This is a genomic window from Streptomyces sp. NPDC015139, assembly GCF_043079785.1.
Taxonomy (GTDB): domain Bacteria; phylum Actinomycetota; class Actinomycetes; order Streptomycetales; family Streptomycetaceae; genus Streptomyces; species Streptomyces albidocamelliae.
In genome coordinates this window covers 423,473-443,740 of sequence record NZ_JBIBUW010000003.1, presented here as the reverse complement: position 1 = coordinate 443,740, position 20,268 = coordinate 423,473, and the positions used below count along the sequence as shown (strand labels likewise).

15 protein-coding genes are annotated in these 20,268 nt (G+C 67.7%); 8 read left to right on the top strand and 7 right to left on the bottom strand.

Annotation, left to right across the window (positions count from 1 at the left end; genetic code table 11):
- The first annotated feature begins 16 nt into the window (after window positions 1–16).
- From typA to ACF08B_RS10715, 6 genes are all read left to right on the top strand, one after another.
- The gene (gene typA, locus ACF08B_RS10740; protein WP_392317015.1) at window positions 17–1,924 is read left to right on the top strand and encodes a translational GTPase TypA; all 1,908 of its coding nucleotides are present in this window, start codon (window positions 17–19) and stop codon (window positions 1,922–1,924) included.
- 568 nt (window positions 1,925–2,492) lie between these two features.
- Entirely contained in the window at window positions 2,493–3,527 is a 1,035-nt protein-coding gene (locus tag ACF08B_RS10735; RefSeq protein WP_392317014.1) for an ABC transporter permease, read from the top strand.
- Window positions 3,528–3,652: 125 nt separating this feature from the next.
- On the top strand, window positions 3,653–5,461 hold the full coding sequence (locus ACF08B_RS10730) for an ABC transporter substrate-binding protein (RefSeq protein ID WP_392317013.1): 1,809 nt from the start codon (window positions 3,653–3,655) through the stop codon (window positions 5,459–5,461).
- Between the two features lie 87 nt (window positions 5,462–5,548).
- Entirely contained in the window at window positions 5,549–6,529 is a 981-nt protein-coding gene (locus ACF08B_RS10725; RefSeq protein ID WP_392317012.1) for an ABC transporter permease, read from the top strand.
- 10 nt (window positions 6,530–6,539) lie between these two features.
- Window positions 6,540–7,604 (top strand): ABC transporter ATP-binding protein, encoded by a 1,065-nt coding sequence (locus ACF08B_RS10720; protein ID WP_392317011.1) that lies wholly within the window; start codon window positions 6,540–6,542, stop codon window positions 7,602–7,604.
- 19 nt (window positions 7,605–7,623) lie between these two features.
- Entirely contained in the window at window positions 7,624–8,766 is a 1,143-nt protein-coding gene (locus ACF08B_RS10715) for an ABC transporter ATP-binding protein (RefSeq protein WP_392317010.1), read from the top strand.
- Between the two features lie 29 nt (window positions 8,767–8,795).
- On the opposite strand, the gene ACF08B_RS10710 is transcribed toward ACF08B_RS10715, so the two are convergent.
- Window positions 8,796–10,241 carry a hypothetical protein gene (locus tag ACF08B_RS10710; protein WP_392317009.1) on the bottom strand — a complete coding sequence of 482 codons (1,446 nt, stop codon included), beginning with the start codon at window positions 10,239–10,241 and terminating at the stop codon, window positions 8,796–8,798.
- A 336-nt stretch (window positions 10,242–10,577) separates the two neighbouring features.
- Between ACF08B_RS10710 and ACF08B_RS10705 the strand changes: the two genes are divergently transcribed.
- Window positions 10,578–11,006, top strand: coding sequence for an ankyrin repeat domain-containing protein (locus tag ACF08B_RS10705; RefSeq protein WP_392317008.1), 429 nt, complete (start codon window positions 10,578–10,580; stop codon window positions 11,004–11,006).
- Window positions 11,007–11,041: 35 nt separating this feature from the next.
- Here ACF08B_RS10705 and ACF08B_RS10700 read toward each other — a convergent pair whose 3' ends face one another.
- From ACF08B_RS10700 to ACF08B_RS10675, 6 genes are all read right to left on the bottom strand, one after another.
- Window positions 11,042–11,782 carry a class I SAM-dependent methyltransferase gene (locus tag ACF08B_RS10700; RefSeq protein WP_392317007.1) on the bottom strand — a complete coding sequence of 247 codons (741 nt, stop codon included), beginning with the start codon at window positions 11,780–11,782 and terminating at the stop codon, window positions 11,042–11,044.
- A 257-nt stretch (window positions 11,783–12,039) separates the two neighbouring features.
- Window positions 12,040–13,083 (bottom strand): ABC transporter ATP-binding protein, encoded by a 1,044-nt coding sequence (locus ACF08B_RS10695; protein ID WP_392317006.1) that lies wholly within the window; start codon window positions 13,081–13,083, stop codon window positions 12,040–12,042.
- Between the two features lie 23 nt (window positions 13,084–13,106).
- On the bottom strand, window positions 13,107–14,144 hold the full coding sequence (locus ACF08B_RS10690; RefSeq protein WP_392317005.1) for an ABC transporter ATP-binding protein: 1,038 nt from the start codon (window positions 14,142–14,144) through the stop codon (window positions 13,107–13,109).
- A gap of 46 nt (window positions 14,145–14,190) precedes the next feature.
- Window positions 14,191–15,171, bottom strand: coding sequence for an ABC transporter permease (locus ACF08B_RS10685; protein ID WP_093474995.1), 981 nt, complete (start codon window positions 15,169–15,171; stop codon window positions 14,191–14,193).
- Window positions 15,172–15,266: 95 nt separating this feature from the next.
- Complete coding sequence (locus ACF08B_RS10680; protein WP_093697440.1) at window positions 15,267–17,024, bottom strand: ABC transporter substrate-binding protein; 1,758 nt, start codon at window positions 17,022–17,024, stop codon at window positions 15,267–15,269.
- Window positions 17,025–17,104: 80 nt separating this feature from the next.
- The gene (locus ACF08B_RS10675; RefSeq protein ID WP_392317004.1) at window positions 17,105–18,133 is read right to left on the bottom strand and encodes an ABC transporter permease; all 1,029 of its coding nucleotides are present in this window, start codon (window positions 18,131–18,133) and stop codon (window positions 17,105–17,107) included.
- Window positions 18,134–18,640: 507 nt separating this feature from the next.
- Between ACF08B_RS10675 and ACF08B_RS10670 the strand changes: the two genes are divergently transcribed.
- Window positions 18,641–20,263, top strand: coding sequence for an ABC transporter substrate-binding protein (locus tag ACF08B_RS10670; protein WP_392317003.1), 1,623 nt, complete (start codon window positions 18,641–18,643; stop codon window positions 20,261–20,263).
- Window positions 20,264–20,268 lie beyond the last annotated feature (5 nt).

Here is a 20,268-nt window from a genome sequence, read left to right as displayed (position 1 = left end):
GGGAGTACGTCGCAATATGGCCACGCGCCACGACATCCGCAATGTCGCCATCGTCGCCCACGTCGACCACGGCAAGACGACCATCGTCGACGGCATGCTGAAGCAGGCCGGCGCCTTCGCCGCCCACCAGCTCGAAGGCGTCGACGACCGCATGATGGACTCGAACGACCTGGAGCGTGAGAAGGGCATCACGATCCTCGCCAAGAACACGGCGGTCAAGTACCACCCGAAGGACGGCGGGGACCCGATCACGATCAACATCATCGACACCCCCGGCCACGCCGACTTCGGCGGCGAGGTCGAGCGCGGTCTGTCGATGGTCGACGGTGTCGTGCTGCTGGTGGACGCCTCCGAGGGCCCGCTGCCGCAGACCCGCTTCGTGCTCCGCAAGGCCCTCCAGCAGCGCCTGCCCGTCATCCTGTGCATCAACAAGACGGACCGCCCGGACTCCCGGATCGACGAGGTCGTCAACGAGACCTACGACCTGTTCCTGGACCTGGACGCGGACGAGGACCAGATCGAGTTCCCGATCGTCTACGCCTGCGGCCGTGACGGCGTCGCCTCGCTGACCAAGCCGGCCGACGGCACGGTCCCGGCCGACAGCGACAGCCTGGAGCCGTTCTTCTCCACGATCCTGGAGCACATCCCGGCCCCGACGTACGAGGAGGACGCGCCGCTGCAGGCCCACGTCACCAACCTCGACGCCGACAACTTCCTCGGCCGTATCGCGCTGCTCCGCGTCGAGCAGGGCGAGCTGCGCAAGGGCCAGACGGTCGCCTGGATCAAGCGCGACGGCTCCATCGGCAACGTCCGCATCACCGAGCTGATGATGACCGAGGCGCTCACCCGCAAGCCCGCCGAGAAGGCCGGGCCGGGTGACATCTGCGCCGTCGCCGGCATCCCGGAGATCATGATCGGCGAGACCCTCGCCGACACCGAGAACCCGATCGCGCTCCCGCTGATCACGGTGGACGAGCCGGCCATCTCCATGGTCATCGGCACCAACACCTCCCCGCTGGTCGGCCGCGGCGGCACCGGCAAGGGCGCCGACGCGAAGGCGGCGGTCAAGGACCGCAAGGTCACCGCCCGCCAGGTCAAGGACCGCCTGGACCGTGAGCTGATCGGTAACGTCTCGCTGCGCGTCCTGGACACCGATCGTCCGGACGCCTGGGAGGTGCAGGGCCGTGGTGAGCTGGCGCTCGCCATCCTGGTCGAGCAGATGCGCCGCGAGGGCTTCGAGCTGACCATCGGCAAGCCGCAGGTCGTCACCAAGGACGTCGACGGCAAGACGTACGAGCCGGTCGAGCGCATGACGATCGACGTGCCCGAGGAGCACATGGGTGCCGTCACCCAGCTCATGGGTGTCCGCAAGGGCCGGATGGACAACATGTCCAACCACGGCTCCGGCTGGGTGCGCATGGAGTTCGTGGTGCCCTCGCGCGGTCTGATCGGCTTCCGGACGGAGTTCCTGACCCAGACCCGCGGCACCGGCATCGGCCACTCCATCCACGAGGGCTTCGAGCCGTGGTTCGGCACCCTGCAGACCCGTAACAACGGTTCTCTCGTCGCCGACCGCTCCGGCGCCGTCACCGCGTTCGCGATGACGAACCTTCAGGAGCGCGGCGTGCTCTTCACGGAGCCGGGCACCGAGGTGTACGAGGGCATGATCGTCGGTGAGAACTCGCGCTCCGACGACATGGACGTGAACATCACCAAGGAGAAGAAGCTCACGAACATGCGGTCCTCGTCGGCCGACTCGTTCGAGGCCATCGTCCCGCCGCGCAAGCTCTCCCTGGAGCAGTCGCTGGAGTTCTGCCGCGACGACGAGTGCGTCGAGGTGACCCCGGAGGCCGTTCGCATCCGCAAGGTGAACCTGGACGCCCGCGAGCGCGCCCGCGCCGCGAGCCGCGCCAAGCACGGCTGACCCGACGGCAATTGAGCCCGGGTTCCCCCAAGGATGGGGGGACCCGGGCTTTTTGCAACCCGTTTTCCGGCGGCCGGTGATCCACGAGACGGGATCCGGTGTCCGCATTGCGGAGATCCTCGACCGATAGCCATGTAACACGTCCGTTTCGCGGCCTTCTCGCCGCGAACAGTTTGTCCAGTTTTTGGAAGTTCTACACGCCAGCTGTGACTGAATTGAGATTTAAAGACGGTGGTCGCCACCTGGCTCATGGCAGATAGTTAGCCGCGTAGCGCTCGGGTCAATGGGTCTCGTGCTGTGGGGACAGCGCGGTGACTCACGAGCACCAGGGGGTGTCTGACCCTCCGTCAGGGGTGTCGGAGGGAAGACGTCAACCCTCTCCTGTTGGTGAACACGTGAAGTCATGAGGAGGAACCCCCATGCGCGGTGTCACAAACACCAAGTGGGCCAGTTCGTCACTTCCAGCAGTGTGATTCGGCTGTAGAACTACGCGCGTCCGACTGCGGATTCGCGCGTTCTCGGAGTACCCGGGCACCTCTCACACTCATATCTGTGAAACGGACGAACCGTGACAAGTCCTATCGACATTGAGGGCGGCGGAACTTCGGTCGTCGTCGACGGCGAACCAGGGCCGGAGACGAAGAGCGAGGCCGTCAAGCTCGAAGGCCGGTCTCCCGGCCAGCTGATGTGGATGCGCTTCAAGCGCGACCGCACCGGCGTGATCTCGGCCTACGTCGTGGGCTTCTTCTTCCTGATCGGCCTGCTCGCCCCGCTGATCTCCAAGCTCTACGGCAAGGACCCGTACACGGTCTACGCCGACGAGCGTCCGGAACTGTTCGACAGCGCCGGCGTGCCCATCCAGCCCAACGGCGGTATCAGCGGCGAGTTCTGGTTCGGCCTCGAACCCGGCAACGGCTACGACGTCTTCACCAAGCTGATCTTCGGCATCCGCACCTCGTTGATGATCTCGGTCGCCGTGACCGTCGCGGTCGTCGTGACCGGCATCCTGCTCGGTGTCACCGCCGGCTACATCGGTGGCAAGACCGACTACTTCCTCGGCCGCGTCATCGACTTCCTGCTGGCGTTCCCCGCGCAGCTGTTCTTCATCGCGAGCATGCCCGTCGTGGTCTCCCTGTTCGTCAGCCCCCGTGACGAGACGCCCACGTACGTCCGGGTGATCGCGCTCATCCTGGTCCAGTGGTTCCTGGGCTGGATGGGACTCGGCCGCATCCTGCGCGGTACCGCGCTGGCCCTGCGTGAACGGGAGTTCATCGAAGCGGCCAAGGTCAGCGGGGCCAAGCCGTGGCGGATCATCCGCAAGGAGATCCTGCCGAACATCGTCACCCCGCTCCTGGTGCAGTCGACGTACCTGCTGCCCGGATTCGTGACGGCCGAGGCCGGCCTGTCCTACCTGGGCGTGGGCATCGTCGAACCGACGCCCGACTGGGGACAGATGTTCTCCAAGGCGTCCACCGAACTGGTGATGCAGAACGACATCACCTACATGTTCTTCCCCGGCATCTCGATGATCATTTTCGTCGTCGCGTTCAACCTGCTCGGGGACTCGGTCAGAGACGCATTCGATCCCAAGACCGCGCGCTGACCCAAGCACGGCCACCGCACGGAACGTCAGTTCCGTTGCATCTCACTGCACTTCCAGCAGTTCTCTTTCGCACTGGTGACACACAGAACGCACTGGTGACACACAGATGGGTGGGAATCTTCGTGATGAGTAGGGGCGGACGCCACGCATACGGCGCACTCTCCGTGCTCGCGGCCGGAGCTCTTGTGCTCACCGGTTGCAGCAAGGGCGGCAGCGACGGCGGCACCGACGGCAAGAAGGACAAGGAGAACGCCCAGCGTCAGCAGGCGTCCATCAAGTTCGGCGACGCGGCGGCCTCCACGGGCCCGGCCGCGGACGTGCCCGGCGCCAAGACCGGCGGCACGATGGAGGTGCTGCAGCGAGACAGCTACGCCCACCTCGACCCGGCGCAGATCTACGTCTCCGACGAGGGTTCGCTCGCCTCGCTGCTGCACCGCGGCCTGACCGGTTACAAGGCCACGAGCAACGACGGCAGCAAGCACGAGGTGGTCGGTGACCTCGCCACCGACTCCGGCACCACCACCGACGGCGGCAAGACCTGGAAGTACACGCTGAAGGACGGCATCAAGTTCCAGGACGGGTCCCCGATCACGTCCAAGGACGTCCGGCACAGCGTCGAGCGGCTCTTCGCGTCGTTCGTCAACCAGGGCCCGACCTACCTCCAGCAGTGGCTGGCCGACAAGCCGGGCACCGAGTACCGCAAGCTCCTCAAGGACGGCCCGTACAAGGGCAAGCACCTGCCGAGCTCCGTCCTGGAGACGCCGGACGACAAGACGATCATCTTCCACTTCAAGACGCCGCACCCCGACCTGCCCTACGCCATGGCGATGGCGGGCTACGCGGTCGTCTCGGAGAAGGGCGACACCAAGGTCAAGTACGACAAGGCACCGGTGGTGACCGGCCCGTACAAGATCCAGTCGTTCAAGTCCGGCAAGTCGATGGTGCTGGTCAAGAACACCAACTGGGACCCGAAGACGGACCCGATCCGCCACCAGTACGTGGACCAGTTCAACATCACGTTCAACCAGCAGTACGAGACGTCCACCAAGGCCCTGCTCGCCGACAGCGGCGCGGACCAGGCCGGCGTCAGCTTCAACAACCAGGTCGACGCGGGCAACCTGTCCCAGGTGCTGCGTGACACGAAGATGAAGTCGCGCACGGTCTCCGGCTACCAGCCGTACGTGGGCCAGATGAACATCAACATGAGCCACCCGGCCATGAAGGACAAGACGATCCGCGAGGCGATCGCCTACGCCCTGCCGATCACCCCGTTCGTCCGCGCCTACGGCGGCACCGACGCCATGGAGGTCGCGGGCGGCCTGATCTCCCCGACCGTCTCCGGCTACGACGCGGCGTTCGACCCGTGGGGCAAGAAGAAGAAGCCCGCCGGTGACCCGGCCAAGGCCAAGGAGCTGCTGAAGAAGGCCGGCAAGCTCAACATGAAGCTGACCTTCGGCTACATCAACACCCCCGAGGGCCAGCAGTACTCCACCGCCATGGCGGCGGGCCTGAAGAAGGCCGGCTTCAACGTCCAGCGCCAGGAGATCCCGGCCGAGACCTACTACGACCAGGTCTCCAAGCTGAACAACAACTACGACATCTTCCACACCGCGTGGGGCGCCGACTGGCCGTCCTCCTCGACCGTGATCCCGCCGCTGTACGACGGCCGCGTGATCGCCGACGGCGCGCAGAACTACTCGCAGGTCAACGACCCCAAGGTCAACAGCGAGATCGACCGGATCAACCAGATCACCGACCCGGTCAAGTCCGCCGCCGAGTGGGAGAAGCTCGACCAGTACCTCGTCAAGGACGTCGTGAACGTCGTCCCGACCGCGTACTACAAGCAGACCCAGATCGCCGGCTCGAAGGTCGGCGGGCTCGTCTACGACGACGTGCTCGGCGGTATCGACCCGCGTCGCCTCTACATCAAGTAACCGTCCCCGTCCGGTACCCGGCGCGCTCCCGCACAGGGGGTGCGCCGGGTACCGCCCGGACCGCCGACGTCTGAGAGCTGCCCTGTCATGCTGCGCTTCCTCGTCCGCCGGATCATCGGTGCCGTCGTCATTCTGTTCCTGCTGAGCATCGTCACGTTCGTGCTGTTCTTCGGGGTGCCCCGGGACCCGGCGCTGTTGATGTGCGGCAAGACCTGCAATCCGGACAGCATCGCGAACATCCACCACGTGCTCGGCCTGGACAAGTCCATCCCCGAGCAGTACGGGATCTTCCTGCACAATCTCGTCCTGGGCAGCGACCAGTTCGCCCAGGGCCCGTGCCCGGCACCGTGCTTCGGCTACTCGTACCACACCAACGAGCAGGTCTGGGGCACGCTGATGGACCGCCTGCCCACCACCGTCTCGCTCACCCTGGGTGCGGCCGTGTGCTTCCTTGTCGTCGGTCTCGGTACCGGCCTGCTCGCCGCCTGGCGGCGCGGCACCATGATCGACAAGACGGCCACCGCGGGTGCCATGGTCATCAGTTCCCTGCAGATCTACTTCCTCGGCCCGCTGGCCCTGGCGATCCTCGTCTACCAGACGCACTGGTTCGACAAGCCGGCCTACAACGAGTTCACCCAGGACACCGTGGCCTGGTTCTCGGGTCTGATCATTCCCTGGGTGGTCCTCTCCACGATCTTCGCGGCGCAGTACACCCGTATGTCGCGCTCCTCGATGATCGAACAGCTCCAGGAGGAACACGTCCGCACCGCCCGCGCGAAGGGCATGTCCCGGCGGTACGTCTTCTTCCGCTACGCCTGGCGCGGTTCGCTGATCCCGATCGTCACCATCTTCGGCATCGACCTCGGCGCCCTGCTCGGCGGCGCGATCATCACCGAGTTCACGTTCAGCCTGCCGGGCCTCGGACAGCTCGCGGTCCAGTCCGTGTTCTTCAGCGACCTGCCGCTGCTGCTCGGCGTGATGCTGTTCTCCGCCAGCATGATCCTGCTGTTCAACATCATCGTCGACGCCGCGTACGCCTTCATCGACCCGCGCGTGCGGCTGGCCTAGGAGCACTGTCGTGACCACTTTGACCAAGGAAGCCGGTGCTCCGACCCCGGCCGGCACCGGGCCCTTGCTCTCGGTGCGGGACCTGCACGTGAGCTTCAAGACCGAGGACGGCATCGTACGGGCCGTGGACGGGCTCTCCTTCGACCTGGAGCGCGGCCGCACCCTCGGCATCGTGGGCGAGTCCGGCTCGGGCAAGTCGGTGACGAACCTGACCATCCTCGGCCTGCACAACCCCATGTTCACCACGGTCGAGGGCGAGATCCTGCTGGACGGGCGGGAGCTGACCACGGCGCGCGAGTCGGATCTGGAGAAGCTGCGCGGCAACAAGGTCGCCATGATCTTCCAGGACCCGCTCACCGCGCTCTCCCCGTACTACACCGTGGGCCGGCAGATCGCCGAGCCGTACATGAAGCACACCGGGGCCTCGAAGAAGCAGGCCTGGGAGCGGGCCGTGGAGATGCTCGGCAAGGTCGGCATCCCCCACCCCCGGGAGCGGGCGAAGGACTACCCGCACCAGTTCTCCGGCGGTATGCGTCAGCGCGCGATGATCGCGATGGCGCTGGTGTGCGACCCGGACCTGCTGATCGCGGACGAGCCGACGACCGCGCTGGACGTGACCGTGCAGGCCCAGATCCTGGATCTGCTGAAGGACCTCCAGCAGGAGTTCGGTTCGGGCATCGTCTTCATCACCCACGACCTGGGGGTGATCGCCGACATGGCCGACGACATCATGGTGATGTACGCGGGCGGCGCGGTGGAGCGGGGCACGACCGACGAGGTGCTGCGCGCGCCCCAGCACCCCTACACCTGGGGCCTGCTGAACTCGATGCCGCGCCTCGACTCCGACCTCGGCGCCCAGCTGTCCCCGATCCCCGGCGCCCCGCCCTCGCTGCTCACCCCGCCGTCCGGCTGCCGCTTCCATCCCCGCTGCGCCTTCCAGGAGCGGGTGGAGGGCTCGGGCCGTTGTGTGAAGGAGCGCCCGCTGCTGGCCCCCGACCGCGCGTCGGCCTGTCACCTCACCGCCGACCAGAAGCGGACCATCTTCATCGAGGAGATCAAGCCCCGACTGGGCTAGGTCATAGGAGGACACCGTCATGAAAGAGGACCTGGTCCTCCCGGTCCCGCGGGAGCAGAGCACCGGCGCGGACGGGGAGCCGCTGCTGAAGGTCGCGGGGCTCACCAAGCACTTCCCGGTGAAGGGCGGCTTCCCGATCCGCCGCACGATCGGCGCGGTGCAGGCCGTGGACGGCATCGACCTGACCGTGCACGCGGGCGAGAGCTTCGGCCTGGTCGGCGAGTCGGGCTGCGGCAAGTCGACCACCGGCCGGCTGATCACCCGGCTGATGGAGCCGACCAGCGGTTCGATCAGCTACCGCGGCCGGGACATCAGCCATGCCTCGCGCAGCCAACTGGCGCCGATCCGCTCCGAGATCCAGATGATCTTCCAGGACCCGTACTCGTCGCTGAACCCGCGGCAGACGGTCGGCAAGATCATCTCCGGTCCGATGGAGATCAACGACATCAACCCGGCCGGCGGCCGCGAGGCGCGGGTCCGCGAGCTGCTGGAGATCGTCGGTCTCAACCCCGAGCACTACAACCGGTTCCCGCACGAGTTCTCCGGTGGTCAGCGTCAGCGCATCGGTGTGGCCCGCGCGCTGGCCCTGGAGCCGAAGCTGATCGTCGCCGACGAGCCGGTCTCCGCGCTCGACGTGTCGATCCAGGCCCAGGTCGTCAACCTGCTCCAGAAGGTGCAGAACGAACTCGGCATCGCGTTCCTCTTCATCGCCCACGACCTGGCGGTGGTACGGCACTTCTCGCAGCGCGTGGCCGTCATGTACCTCGGCAAGATCATCGAGGTGGGTGACCGCAACTCCATCTACACCCGGCCGCGCCACCCGTACACCCACGCCCTGCTCTCCGCCGTCCCCGAGGTGAGCCTGGAGGTGGGCGGAGCGCCGGCACGCGAGCGCATCCGGCTGGCCGGCGACGTGCCGTCCCCCATCTCGCCGCCCTCCGGCTGCCGGTTCCGCACCCGCTGCTGGAAGGCGCAGGACAAGTGCGCCACGGACGAGCCGCCGCTGGTGCAGATCGCCGGCAACCGTGCCGGTCACCTGACGGCCTGCCACTTCCCGGAGGAGCCGACGATCGAGGCCCGCGACGAGGACATCGTCCTGGACCCGGCGCTGGCGGCACTGGAGGAGGGGACCTCGCAGGCGGCGCCCACCGAGGACGCGTAGCGAGGCGCCGCCCGTGGCCGTGAAGGCGGTCACGGGCGACGCGCGTACAACGTGACCCGCCGGCCGCGGACCCGCTCCTCCGCCACCGCGGTGAAGTACCGCCGCAGCACGGCGGTCTTCGCCCGGTCCCGCTCGGCGGACACCGGCGGGGCCACCTCCGGTGCGTCGGTGACCAGCAGGATGCGGCGCTGCGTCAGCATCGCGGCCCGGATACGGTGCGGCGGGGCCTCCTCGCCCTTGAGGTTCCCGGCTTCCACGGGGCCCCTGACGAGCGCGATGTCCCGGAGCCCGGCGAAGTCGTCGGGGGAGACCTCGGCGGTGTCGCGCCGGTCCGCGGGGATGAAGAGGACAGCGTCCCCGGTCCTCTTCAGCTTCCGGACGTCCCCGGCCACCGCGAGGACGTCGTCCACGCGGCTGGCCGGGGACCGCTTGGCCAGCAACTGCGGTGACAGCGCCGCCAGTGCCGTCACGACCGCCACCGGGACGAGCCAGCGCGCGGCGCGCGGATGCCGGCGGGCCGCCGACCGGACCGCCGCCGCCAGGGCCCCTCCGATCAGCAGCGCCAGGCCCAGCATGGCGAACAGGACATAGCGCTCCTGATACAGCGGCCGGACCAGGGACACACCGAGCAGGCCGAGCAACGGCAGTGCCAGCAGCGGCAGTCCGACGGCCGCCACCGACAGACGGCCCGCCCGCGGCCGGCCCGGCAGGGCCAGGAGACCGCCGAGCGTCAGCAGGACGGCCGGGCCGATCAGCGTGTGCCGGGTCAGCGGCGGTATCCAGGCCACCTGGTGTGCCTGACCCCGGCTGAACAGGACCAGCGGCAGCGCACCCGCGACCACGGCGGACGCGGTGACCGTCCAGCGCGTCCGGGTCCCGCGCCCGGCCCCGGTCCACACCACGGTCGCCAGATGGGCGGGCAGGATCAGCAGCGACAGCCAGTTCAGCAGCGCGCACACCAGCACCGTGCCGCCGTACGCCACCCAGTGCCCGGTCCGTGCGCGCCCCTGGAGCACGCCGACGAGGAGCAGCGTCGAGATCGCCGCCCCCGCGCACACGAACGCGTACGGGCGGCCGTCCTGGAGGGAGAACTGCACGGCGGGAAGGAGCCCGAACGCCAGCCCGGCGCCGACACCGGCGCCGGCACCGGCCAGTCGGTGGCCGACGGCCGTGACACAGGACGCGGCCACGGCCATGGCCAGTACGGAGGGCAGCCTGAGGACCGTGATACTCGGCCCGAAGCAGCTGAACAGCCCGTGCATCAGCAGGTAGTACAGCCCGTGCACGGCGTCGACCTGCCCCAGCAGGTGCTCGAGTTCGGGCAGGGACCGCTGGGCCGCCATCCAGGTCGCGGCCTCGTCCCGCCACACGCTGTGCTGCCGGGACAGTCCCCACACACCCAGACCGACGGTCCAGGGCACCGGGATCAGCCATACGGGCAGCCGGAAGCGGGGTCGGGACGAACGGCAGTTCATGGGGAGGCTCGGGCTCCAAGCTGTCGACGTCCACGCCACCGGGGTACGCGCCTGTCGAGAGCCGCGTGTGCTCGTCCCGGCTGCCGCCGTCAGCCACCCCCTTGGCTCCACCGCACTGTCGGAGGTCGGCCGACCGGGTGGGCATGCCGAAAACCTACCTGGGGCGCGCGGGGGACAACCAGTGACCAAGTCCATGATCACAATCACGCTCGGTGCGGGGAACCTCGGCGGCGTGCGGTGACCGAATTGCTTGCCATGTCGCGAAAGTGGCGGACCATCAGCAGCACTGGGAAATCCGCGGGCCCTTCTCCTGCCCGGCCGCTAGTCTCGCCGCCCATGAACCGACGGCAGCGCAAGAAACTCTCCCGGCGACTGTTCGGCGCGATCCTGACGGGCGACCCCGCCCGGGTGCGCTCGCTGCTGCGATCCGGCGCGGATGCCGAGCGGGCCGACCGGGACGGTGCGACTCCCCTCTACCTGGCGTCCGTCACCGGGGAGGCCGAGATCGTGCGCCTGCTCCTGGCGGCCGGTGCGTGCCCGGACACCGAGAGCGGCGGGCCCGGCATGGACGGGACGCCCCTGTGCGCGGCCGCGTGCTGGGGGCACACCGAGACCGTGCGCGCGCTGCTGGAGCACGGAGCCGATCCGGGCCTGCGAGAGGATCGCGGAACGGGCCGCGCCCCGCTGGACTGGGCGCTCGCCGGCCCCCATCCCGGAACCGCCGGACTGCTGGCCGCGGCGGGAGCGGTGGCCGGAGCTCTCTAGGCCCCGCGACGCGGGCATGATCCAAACGACAGGCCCTAGGCCCGGCGGACCACTGTGATGATCTCGGGGGCCGTCGAGGTGAGGGGGCCCCGGCTCCAGTCGCCGTACTGTTCGACGACCGCCAGGCCGGCCTCCGTGAGGAAGCCCTCCAGGGTCTGGGCGTCCAGGAAACGCAGGGTGGTGCGGCTGACCCTGGGGGCCGGCCAGTCGTCGCCGGAGAAGGTCTCCGTGAACCGCACCAGGCCCCGCTCCGGGTCCTCGTCCTGCACCTCGTGCCACACCCGCACCGGTGTGCCGTCGTCCGCGGTGATGTCGTGCACCCGCTCCGGAGTCCAGCGCTCCCAGCCGCGGGCGGCCGGGTTCCGGGTCTCGAACACGAACCTCCCGTCGTCCGCGAGGGCCGCGCGGACGCCGCCGAGGCAGTGCCGGATGTCCTGGTCGCGGACCAGCGCCTGGAAGGCGTGCCCGGTCATCACGACGAGGTCGAAGTCCGCCTCCCAGCGCCGTACCCGCGTGTCCCCGAGCACCCACTCGACGTCGGGCCGGGCCCGGCGCGCCTGGACGAGCATGGCGGCGGCCGGGTCGAGTCCCATCAGCCGGCCCCCGTGCCCCTCGGACCGGGCCTGCCGCAGCAGCCGCCCGGTGCCACAGCCGATGTCCAGCACGGAACGGGCGTCTCTCACCAGACCGAGGTAGAAGTCGTCACTCGGCCCCCAGGGATTGAGGCCGTCGTACAGTGCGGCGAGCGAGAGATCGGCGAACGAGTGATCTACCACCGCGGCAGTCTGACACACGATGCTGAACGGCGCGTCAGTTTCCGGCCCAGTTCTTGAGGGGTTCTCAACTCCGAACGACTGTATGGAGTTTGGGTCGGTGACACGTGACCGCGGGGTGGGATCGGCGCGGAGGAACGACGAAGGCCCGCATCCGGGGTGGACGCGGGCCTTCATCCCCTGGATCGGACTTCATGGGCTCGGGTCAATGGGCCGAGAAGGTCCGTTCCGCAAGGGGGCGGCTGACGAAAAGGGGTGTGTCAGGCCGCCGCCTCGGGGTCCTTGGACAGGCGCTGCGCCGGGATGAGGTCCGCCGTCTCCGGGTAGTGGCAGGCCGTCAGGTGGCCCGGCTTGTTGCCGTCCACCTGGACCAGCGGCGGTGCCTCGGTCGCGCACTTCTCCGTCGCCTTCCAGCAGCGGGTACGGAAACGGCAGCCGGAGGGCGGGTTGATCGGCGACGGCACGTCACCGGTCAGGCGGATGCGCTCACGGGGCTCCTCGTCCACCGTGGCCTCGGGCACGGCGGACAGCAGGGCCCGCGTGTACGGGTGGCGCGGGTTGTCGTACAGGTCCTCGCGGTCTGCTATCTCGACGATCTTACCCAGGTACATGACCGCGACGCGCTGTGAGAAGTGCCGCACGATCGCGAGGTCGTGAGCGATGAACACGAACGCGATGCCGAGTTCGTTCTGCACCTTCTGGAGCAGGTTGACGACCTGGGCCTGGATCGACACGTCGAGCGCGGAGACCGGCTCGTCGGCGACGATCAGCTTCGGCTCCAGGGCCAGCGCGCGGGCCACACCGATGCGCTGACGCTGGCCACCGGAGAACTCGTGCGGGAAGCGGTTGTAGTGCTCGGGGTTGAGACCGACGATCTCCAGCAGCTCGCGCACCCGCGCCTCGCGGCCGCCGGCCGGGTTGATGTCGTTGATCTCCATCGGACCGGAGATGATCTTGCCGACCGTGTGCCGCGGGTTGAGCGAGGCGTACGGGTCCTGGAAGATCATCTGGATCTCGGACCGGATCGGCGCGAGGTCCTTGCGGCCCGCGTGCGTGATGTCCTGCCCGCGGTAGCTGATCTTGCCCGCCGTGGGCTCCATCAGCCGGGTGATCAGCCGGCCGGTGGTCGACTTGCCGCAGCCGGACTCACCGACGAGGCCCAGGCTCTCGCCCTCGCCGACCTGGAAGTCCAGGCCGTCGACGGCCTGGACGGCGCCGACGGTACGGCGGATCGGGAAACCGCCCTTGATCGGGAAGTGCTTGGTCAGCCCGGAGACGTCCAGGAGGGGGTTCGTGTTGCTCATGATCGTGAAGTCCCGTCAGTCCGTCAGTTGTGCGGGGTCGCGGCGAAGTCGGCGAAGAGTTCCTGCTTCTGCTCCGGCGTGAGGTGGCACGCGGAGCCACGGCCCTCCAGGACCTCGAGCAGGGGGCGCTCGGTGGAGCACAGACCGCCCTCCACCTTCTCCGCGAAGGCGCAGCGAGGGTGGAAGCGGCAACCGGTCGGCGGGTTGAGCAGGGAGGGCGGCGAGCCCGGGATGGGCGTCAGCGGGACGTCCACCGACCCGTTCAGGCTGGGCATCGAGTTGAGCAGGCCCACCGTGTAGGGGTGCTGCGGGTCGCCCAGCACCTCCTTCTTCGTGCCGCGCTCCACGCACCGGCCGCCGTACATCACCAGGACGTCGTCCGCGATGTCGGCGATGACGCCGAGGTCGTGGGTGATGAAGATGATGGCGGTGCCGAACTCCTGCTGAAGGTCCTTGAGCAGGTCCATGATCTGGGCCTGCACGGTCACGTCCAGCGCGGTCGTCGGCTCGTCCGCGATCAGCAGCTCGGGGTCGCACACCAGCGCCATCGCGATCATCGCGCGCTGGCGCATACCGCCGGAGAACTGGTGCGGGTAGTCGTCGACCCGCATGTCCGGCTGCGGGATGCCGACCCGGCGCAGCATCTCGATCGCGCGCTTGCGGGCCTCGGACCTGGAGCAGCCCGTGTGCTTGCGGTAGGTCTCGCCGATCTGCGTACCGATGGTGTGGTACGGCGACAGCGAGGCCAGCGCGTCCTGGAAGATCATGGACATCTTGTTGCCGCGGAGCCGCTCCAGCTCCCTTTCGGTGGCCGTGAGCAGTTCCTTGCCGTCGAGGAGGATCTCGCCCTCGATGGCGGTGCGGTCGCGGTCGTGCAGGCCCAGGATCGTCAGGTTCGTCACGGACTTGCCCGAGCCCGACTCACCCACGATGCCGAGGGTCTTGCCCTTGATCAGGTCGAAGCTGAGCCCGTCGACGGCCTTGACGATGCCGTCCTCGGTGGAGAAGTGGACCTTGAGGTCCCTGATGGAGAGGAACGGCTGCTGATCGGTGCTCGTCACGGGGACGCTCCTGGGGTGATGCGAGGGGTAGGGGGTGCGGCGGAGGTCAGGCGAGCCGGATCCGCGGGTCGATGAGGGCGTAGACGGCGTCCACGATGATGTTGAAGATCACGATCGCGCCGGCCGACAGGAGGGTGACGCCGAGCACCATGGGCAGGTCGCTCTTGTTCACGGCGTCGAGCGCGAGCCGGCCCACGCCCTGGAGGCTGAAGACGGACTCGGTGATGATCGCGCCGCCGATCAGGGTGCCCAGGTCGACACCGAAGATGGTGACGATCGGGCCCATCGCGCCACGCCAGGCGAAGCGGAAGAAGACGTTGCGGCGGGAGAGTCCCTTGGCGCGGGCCGTGCGGACGTAGTCCTCGGTGAGCTGCTCCACGAGCTGGGAGCGGGCCATACGCGTGTAGTTCGCGGTGAAGATGATCGCGAGGACCAGCCACGGCAGCAGCAGGCCGGAGGCCCAGGACGCCGGGTCCTCGGTGATCGGCGTGTACGACGGGTTGTCGAGGATGCCGAGCTTGAACACGAGGAAGTACATCGCGATGTACCCGACGAAGTAGATCTGCAGCGAGGAGCCGACCAGCGAGGCGGAGCTGGCCGCCTTGTCCTGCCACTTGCCCTGCTTGAGGGCGGCGATCATGCCGGCGCCGACGCCGAAGACGAGGAAGACGACGGCCGCGCCGAAGGCGAGGGAGAGCGTCAGCGGAAGCCGGTCCAGGATCGTGCCGAGGACGGGCTCGCGGTTGGCGAAGGAGTAGCCGAGGCACGGCGCGCTGCAGTCGCCGAAGTCGCCGTAGCTGCGTCCGACGAAGATGCCCTTCAGCCAGTACCAGTACTGGACGGGGACCGGGTGGTCGATGCCCAGGTTGTGCCGCACCTGCTTGAGCATGTCAGGCGTGCAGTTCTTGCCGCAGGACATCATGGCGGGGTCACGCGGGATGGCGTAGAAGAGCCAGAAGGTGACTGCGCTGATGATCAACAGGATGACCAGCGCGCCGAGGACTCGGCGGACAAGGAAGCGGAACATGGGGCGTGACTTTCCGGACGGGGCGCCGTCGCCGGGGTGAGGGGTGGGCCGGAGGGGGCGGCCAGGTCATGGCCGCCCCCAGGGGTCGTGCGCTCTTACTTCTTGGCGTAGAGCTTGGAGAGCGCGATGCAGGTGTTGCCGGCGTCGAACACGACGTTGCCGACCTTCGACCCGTACATCCAGTTACGGATGGAGTGGTAGTCCGGGACGACCGCCGCCAGCTCCATGATCTGGCGGTCGACGTTGCCCCAGGCCTTGTTGGCCTTGTCCGGGTCGGCGATCTTCGACGCGGCGTCGATCGCCTTGTTGACGCTCGGGTCGTTCAGCTGGGCGTAGTTGCTGCGGCCGTCGCCGATGTTCTTGCCGCTCCAGCAGGGGTAGAAGACCGAGTAGCCGTTCGGCCAGTCCGGGCTCCAGCCGGCCGCGAACAGGTCGAAGTCGTTGTCGACCTTGCCGATCTGCGTGTAGAAGGTCGACTTGTCGACCTGCTTGTTGACGACCTGGAAGCCGGCGGCCTCGAGGGCGTTCTTGATCGCGACGGCGGACTTCACCGCGTTGTCGGAGTGCTGGTAGGCGATGACCAGCTTCTGGCCGACCTTGCCGGCCTCCTTCAGCAGGGCCTTGGCCTTGACCGGGTCGCCACCGGGCTTCTTGTCCGTGCCGTAGAGGTCGAACTTCTCGTAACCCGGGGTCACGGGGGAGAGGATGGTGGTGGCCAGCTCGCTGGACGCCTTGCCGCCGCGGATGGTCTGCAGCTGCTGGTGCGGCCACGCCCAGTTGATGGCCTGGCGGACCTTGACGTCCTTGATGCGGGTCATGTTGATCGGCCAGTAGTACGTGACCGTGTCGACCTGGGTGAGGACGCGCTCCTTGAGCTTCGCGTTGGTGAGGACCTGCGCGATGCGCTCCGGGGCGACCTCGTTGAAGATCGACATCGTGTACTGGTCGTTGCCCTTGTCCGCCATGTAGCGGTCGGTGGAGGCGATCAGCTCGAAGCCGAACTGGAAGACGTACTTGTCCGGGTAGGCGTTGCGGATCGGGTCCGTCTTCGCGTCCCAGTGGTCGTTGCGCACGTAGGTCAGCGACTTGCCGATCTTGCGGTCACCGATCTTGTACGGGCCGCAGGAGAACGGGCGCTTGTCGTACTTCTCCTTGGTGTCGTGCTTCTTGGGCACCAGGGAGTAGCCGCGCATCGCCAGGGTGTAGTTGAAGTCGGCGCGCGCTTCGGTGAGGTGGAAGGTGATCGTCTTGCCGGAGACCTCGATCGAGTCGAGCTCCTTGCCGCTGTACGGGCCCTTGTACTTGTCGCCACCGACCAGCCACTGCTGCACGTAGCGCGGACCCTCGGTCACGAAGGACGCGAAGAGGCGCTCGAAGGTGTGGCGGACGTCGTCCATGGAGAGGTCGGAGCCGTCCTCCCACTTGATGCCGTCCTTGAGGGTGAACGACCAGGTCTTGCCGCCGTTCTTCATGGTGCCGGCGTCCGTGGCCGCGTCACCGACGAGGGTGCAGCCGCCCTTCTCGTCGAGCTTGTAGCCGGTCAGACCACGCATGATCGGGACGGTGATGGCGCCCTCGGTCGAGACGTAGATCTGGGCCGGGTCCATGTGGTCCATGTCGAACTGGTCGAGCGAGTAGATGGTCCCGCCCTTGACCGCGTCCTTGACCTCGGGAGCCGGGCCGGTCGAGTCGGCCTTGGTGCCGACCGGGATGTTGACGGCCTTGGAGTCGCTCACCGAGGGCACGTTGTCGTGGCCGGAGCTCTTCGAGCCACTGCTGCAGGCGCTCAGCACCGACGAGGAGGCGGCCACCACACCGGTGGCGATCAGGAAGTTTCGACGAGAAAAGGACATGCTGAGCCTGCCTAGAGGATTGATCGGAACAGACGGGACCAGCCGGGTGTCACCGCCCCGGGCCGGGTGGAACTGCGTTGCTACCGCTTCGACTTCGGGTCGAGTGCGTCACGCACGGAGTCGCCGAGCAGGTTGAAGGCGAGGACGAAGATCACCATGGCGAGGCCCGGGAAGAGCATGAAGGTGATGTCCTCGGTGTAGAACGTGGCGCCGCGGCCGATCATCACGCCCCAGTCGGGGGTGGGGTCGGTGACGCCGACGCCGAGGAAGGCCAGACCGGCCTCGGCGGTCACGTACGCCGGAAGCATGAGCGTGGACTGGATGATGATCGGAGTCCACAGGTTGGGCAGCAACTCCTTGAACACGATGCGCATCGGAGATGCGCCCGTGACCTTCGCCGCCTCGACGAACTCACGCTCGCGCAGACCGAGTACCTGGCCTCGCAGCAGTCGGGCGATGGACGCCCAGCCGAAGGCGGACAGCACGACGATCAGGGAGAGGACGACCAGTCCGGTCGGGATGTTGTCGTCCGGCTTGACGAAGATGCCGTAGACGACGGGCATGAACGCGATGAAGAACAGGGTCGACGGGAACGACAGCAGGATGTCGATGACCCGGCCGACGAGGTAGTCCGTCTTGCCGCCGAGGTAGCCCGCCGTGACGCCGACCACGACGCCGACGACCGTGGTGAGGACCGTGGCCGCGGCCGCGATGCCCAGCGAGTTGCGGATCGCGTACAGCAGGAAGCTGAAGACGTCCCGGCCGAGCTGCGGCTCGATGCCGAACCAGAAGTCGGAGCTCATGCCTCCGTTGGGCCCCGCGGGGTACGAGAAGGCGTCGAGCAGGCTCGGGTCCTGGCTCGCGTAGGTGGTGTACGGGTCCTTGCCGTACAGCTTCGAGATCAGCGGCGCAGCGATGCCGATCACGAAGAAGAAGATCACGATGCAGGCGGATATGACACCCGTCCGGTCGCGCTTGAAGCGCTTCCAGGCAAGTCGTCCCGGAGAACGCCCCTCGCTGCCCTTCGAGTCACCGGAAGCGATCGACTTCGCGGCGGACTCGTCGGTCACCTCGAGGGGGACAGCCGTAGATGGAGTTGGGAGGGTCATGGTGCTCCTGCGGCCCAAGGGTGGGTCAGAGATGACTCCGCAGGGCGCTCCCCTACGGGCTACGCCGGACTTTTTCAACGCAATTCATTCAAGGTCAATAAATTCTCGGTCGGCTTGGTTGTCTATTTACCTTCTTTGCTCACGCTTGACTGTTCCGTAGCTACGCGGGTAGCGCCCTGTAATCAATCCGTGCTTCACATCGGACCAACTGGACTATTCGGGCAAGAAGTTCGATATACGGACGGTGGTATGTCGAAATGCGTACATCGACGCGTCGGAATCCAACGTTTCGGCATCGTTGCCCGAAGATCTATTGCGCATCCGGAACAAGATCCACCGGATGTGGCCCCTGTCGGTCGGTGAGGGTGTCCGATTTCCCGCCGGGGGTGGACCGCCGCGCGTGCATCCGGCTGAGTTCCGGCCCGTCGACCCATCGGAACATACCATTCTGTCCCTTATTCGTGATATTGACCGTTAATGGACCAATAGTCACGGAGGAGGCACGCCATGCGGGGAACCGGGCCTGTGGGGCGGACCGCCGGCGCGCTCGCCCTGGTGTTCCTGGCCGTCGCCTGCGGAAGCGGCGCGAGCGGCGTCGGCGGTCCCGGCACGCTGACCTCCTCCTGGGGCGACCCGCAGAACCCGCTGGAGCCCGCCAACACCAACGAGGTGCAGGGCGGCAAGGTGCTCGACATGATCTTCCGCGGCCTCAAGCGGTACGACCCGAGGACGGGCAAGGCCACCGACATGCTCGCCGAGCGGATCGACACCACCGACTCGCGGAACTTCAGCGTCACCGTCAAGGACGGCTGGCGGTTCAGCAACGGGGAGCCGGTCACCGCGAGCTCCTTCGTCGACGCGTGGAACTACGGCGCGAGCCTGCGCAACAACCAGAAGAACGCCTACTTCTTCGGCTACATCGAGGGCTACGACAAGGTCCACCCCGACAGCGGCGCCCAGACCGCCGACACCCTTTCGGGGCTCAAGGTCACCGGCCCGCGCACGTTCACCGTCCGGCTCAACCAGAAGTTCTCCAGCTTCCCCGACACCCTCGGCTACGTCGCCTTCGCCCCGCTGCCGCGCACGTTCTTCACCGATCACGCGGCCTGGGTGAGCAGGCCGGTCGGGAACGGGCCGTACCAGGTCCAGTCGTACACCAAGGGCTCCGCCATGGCCCTGCGGAAGTGGAGCGCCTACCCGGGCCCCGACCGCGCCCGCAACGACGGCGTGAGCCTGCTGGTCTACACCGACACCAGCACCGCGTACACCGACGTGCTGGCCGGCAACCTCGACCTGGTGGACGACGTGCCCGCCGCCCAGCTCAAGAACGTCGAGACCGACCTGGACGGCCGCTACATCAACACCCCGGCCGGCATCCTGCAGACCCTCGCCTTCCCGTTCTACGACCCGAAGTGGAACACCGCCGGCGCCCGGAAGGTCCGCACCGGCCTGTCGATGGCCATCAACCGGAAGCAGATCACCGAGACCATCTTCCGCGGCACCCGCACCCCGGCCACCGACTGGACCTCCCCGGTCCTCGGCGTCGACGGCGGCTTCAAGGCCGGCCTGTGCGGCCCCGCCTGCGAGTACGACCCGGTCCGGGCGAAGCAGCTGATCGAGGAGGGCGGCGGCATCCCCGGCGGCCGGCTGAAGATCACCTACAACGCGGACTCGGGCTCGCACAAGCAGTGGGTGGACGCCGTGTGCAACTCCATCAACAACGCGCTCGGCAACGACACGGCCTGCGTCGGCAACCCGATCGGCACCTTCGCCGACTTCCGCAACCAGATCACCCAGCACAGGATGTCCGGTCCCTTCCGGGCCGGCTGGCAGATGGACTACCCGTTGATCCAGAACTTCCTGCAGCCGCTGTACTACACGGGCGCCTCCTCCAACGACGGCAAGTGGTCCGACAAGCGGTTCGACCGGCTCGTCGACGAGGCCAACGCCGAGAGCGACACCCCCAAGGCGATCGCGCTCTTCCAGCAGGCCGAGGGCGTGGTGCGGGACAACATGGCCGCCGTCCCGCTCTGGTACCAGAACGGCAGCGCCGGCTACTCCGCCCGGCTGTCCCACGTGGCCCTGAACCCCTTCAGCGTGCCGGTCTACAACGAGATCAAGGTCGGCTGAGCGGC

Coding starts and splice junctions, on each gene's coding strand:
- typA (WP_392317015.1), top strand. CDS start 17: ATGGCCACGCGCCACGACATCCGCAATGTCGCCATCGTCGCCCACGTC.
- ACF08B_RS10705 (WP_392317008.1), top strand. CDS start 10,578: ATGAACCGACGGCAGCGCAAGAAACTCTCCCGGCGACTGTTCGGCGCG.
- ACF08B_RS10725 (WP_392317012.1), top strand. CDS start 5,549: ATGCTGCGCTTCCTCGTCCGCCGGATCATCGGTGCCGTCGTCATTCTG.
- ACF08B_RS10710 (WP_392317009.1), bottom strand. CDS start 10,241: ATGAACTGCCGTTCGTCCCGACCCCGCTTCCGGCTGCCCGTATGGCTG.
- ACF08B_RS10695 (WP_392317006.1), bottom strand. CDS start 13,083: ATGAGCAACACGAACCCCCTCCTGGACGTCTCCGGGCTGACCAAGCAC.
- ACF08B_RS10685 (WP_093474995.1), bottom strand. CDS start 15,171: ATGTTCCGCTTCCTTGTCCGCCGAGTCCTCGGCGCGCTGGTCATCCTG.
- ACF08B_RS10715 (WP_392317010.1), top strand. CDS start 7,624: ATGAAAGAGGACCTGGTCCTCCCGGTCCCGCGGGAGCAGAGCACCGGC.
- ACF08B_RS10675 (WP_392317004.1), bottom strand. CDS start 18,133: ATGACCCTCCCAACTCCATCTACGGCTGTCCCCCTCGAGGTGACCGAC.
- ACF08B_RS10680 (WP_093697440.1), bottom strand. CDS start 17,024: ATGTCCTTTTCTCGTCGAAACTTCCTGATCGCCACCGGTGTGGTGGCC.
- ACF08B_RS10670 (WP_392317003.1), top strand. CDS start 18,641: ATGCGGGGAACCGGGCCTGTGGGGCGGACCGCCGGCGCGCTCGCCCTG.
- ACF08B_RS10730 (WP_392317013.1), top strand. CDS start 3,653: ATGAGTAGGGGCGGACGCCACGCATACGGCGCACTCTCCGTGCTCGCG.